Here is a 2,216-nt window from a genome sequence, read left to right as displayed (position 1 = left end):
GACCGCTTTTCGTTTGTGCCTGTTGCTGTTGTGGCATCAGGCAAGGCTTCTCTGGTCCGCCAGGGCGGGTCCTTTGAAGTTTTCTTGCAGGAATTCGGCCCTTGTTGAGGGCGGGCCGTATTCCCTTAGTTCATCGCCTCGCTGACGATCCTTTCCAGATTGCCGGCGATGTCTTCGATATTGCCCATGGCGTTCAGACCTTTGAGAACGCCATGGTTCTGGTAATAGGTGATCAGCGGCGCGGTTTGCGCGTGATAGGCGGCCAGCCGCGAGGCGACGGTTTCGGCATTGTCGTCAGCCCGTCGCTTGAACTCGGTGTGACCGCACTTGTCGCATTTGCCGTCGACGGCAGGGACCTTGTAGGTATCATGGAACCCCTCGCCACATCCGGCGCAGGTGTAGCGGCCCGAGATGCGGGTCACCATTTCGGCGTCCTCGACCTCGAGGCTGATCGCGGCGTCGATCTTCTGTCCGGTTTCCGACAGCAGCCCGTCCAGCGCCTGAGCCTGAACGGTGGTGCGGGGGAAGCCGTCCAGAATGACGCCCCTGGCGCAATCCGGTTCCGCCAGCCGGTCGCGCAGGATGGCGATGACGATCTCGTCGCTGACCAGATCGCCGGCCTCCATCACGGCCTTGGCGGCCTTGCCGGCCTCGGTTCCGGCGGCAACGGCGGCGCGCAGCAGGTCACCGGTGCTGAGTTGCACCAGCCCGAACTTGTCTTCGAGCATCCGCGCCTGTGTGCCCTTCCCGGCGCCCGGAGGGCCGAGAAGGATCAGAACGGCGGGGGTGGTGGTTGTGGCAGTGTCCATCATGCCCTCACTTGTTCGCACGGTTCTGGATCAGGTCATCGACCACCGACGGATCGGCCAGGGTCGAGGTGTCGCCCAGGCTGCCAAAATCGTTCTCGGCGATCTTGCGCAGGATACGGCGCATGATCTTGCCCGAGCGGGTCTTGGGCAGGCCGGGCGCCCATTGGATCACGTCTGGGCTGGCGATCGGGCCGATTTCCGTCCGCACCCAGGTGCGCAGCTCTTTCAGCAGCTCATCCGAAGGCTCGCGGTCATTCATCAGAGTGACGTAGCAATAGATGCCTTGCCCTTTGATTTCATGGGGATAACCCACCACGGCGGCCTCGGCCACGGCGGCGTGGGCGACCAGCGCGCTTTCCACCTCGGCGGTGCCCATGCGGTGGCCCGAGACGTTGATCACGTCGTCCACACGACCGGTGATCCAGTAATCGCCATCCTCATCACGGCGGCAACCGTCGCCGGTGAAGTAATAGCCTTTGTAGTCCGAGAAATAGGTCTTTTCGAACCGCTCATGATCACCCCAGACGGTGCGCATCTGGCCGGGCCAGCTGTCCTTGATGCACAGAACGCCCTCGACACCGTTGCCGCTGATCTCGACACCGGATTGCGGGTCCAGAACCACCGGCTGGATGCCAAAGAACGGCTTCATCGCCGCGCCAGGCTTCATCTCATGCGCGCCGGGCAGCGGCGTCATCAGGTGACCGCCGGTTTCGGTCTGCCACCAGGTGTCGACGATCGGGCAGTTGCCCTTGCCGATGATCTCATTGTACCAGGTCCAGGCTTCGGGGTTGATCGGCTCGCCCACGGTGCCCAGCACGCGCAGATCGCTCAGGTCGTGTTTCTCGACCCATTCATTGCCCTGACCCATCAGGGCGCGGATCGCGGTGGGGGCGGTGTAGAACTGGTTGACCTTGTGCTTGGCGCAGACCTCCCAGAACCGGCCGGCATCCGGATAGGTCGGTACGCCTTCGAACATCAGCGTGGTGGCGCCATTGGCCAGCGGACCATAGACGATATAGCTGTGGCCGGTGACCCAGCCCACATCCGCGGTGCACCAATATACGTCGCCATCATGATAATCGAAGACGATCTCATGCGTCATGGCGGCGTAGACCAGATAGCCGCCGGTGGTGTGCACCACGCCCTTGGGCTGACCGGTCGAGCCGGAGGTATAAAGAATGAACAGCGGATCTTCGGCGTTCATCTCGGCGGGCGCGCAATAATCATCCGCCTCCAACGCCATTTCATTGTAGTCAAAGTCGCGCCCGTCGACCCATGTGGTCTGACCGCCAGTGCGCTTGACCACCAGACACTTCACGCTGTCCTTGCAGTGCAGCAGCGCCGCGTCGGCGTTGGATTTCAGCGGTGTCTTGCGCCCGCCGCGCGGGGCTTCGTCGGCGGTGATGA

At 62.8% G+C, this 2,216-nt stretch carries 2 protein-coding genes; both read right to left on the bottom strand.

What is annotated here, in order from left to right; genetic code table 11:
* Positions 1-125: 125 nt before the first annotated feature.
* Positions 126-809 carry an adenylate kinase gene (locus GOX66_RS25405; RefSeq protein ID WP_170766691.1) on the bottom strand — a complete coding sequence of 228 codons (684 nt, stop codon included), beginning with the start codon at positions 807-809 and terminating at the stop codon, positions 126-128.
* A 7-nt stretch (positions 810-816) separates the two neighbouring features.
* A partial coding sequence (gene acs / locus GOX66_RS25400; protein ID WP_170766689.1) for an acetate--CoA ligase occupies positions 817-2,216 on the bottom strand: 1,400 nt, incomplete at its 5' end.

Origin of the sequence: Ruegeria lacuscaerulensis, from assembly GCF_013031245.1 — a bacterium.
In the GTDB taxonomy this organism is placed as follows: Bacteria; Pseudomonadota; Alphaproteobacteria; order Rhodobacterales; family Rhodobacteraceae; genus Ruegeria; species Ruegeria lacuscaerulensis_C.
The sequence above is the reverse complement of the archived record's forward strand: the minus strand, read 5'-3'. Positions and strand labels throughout refer to the sequence as shown.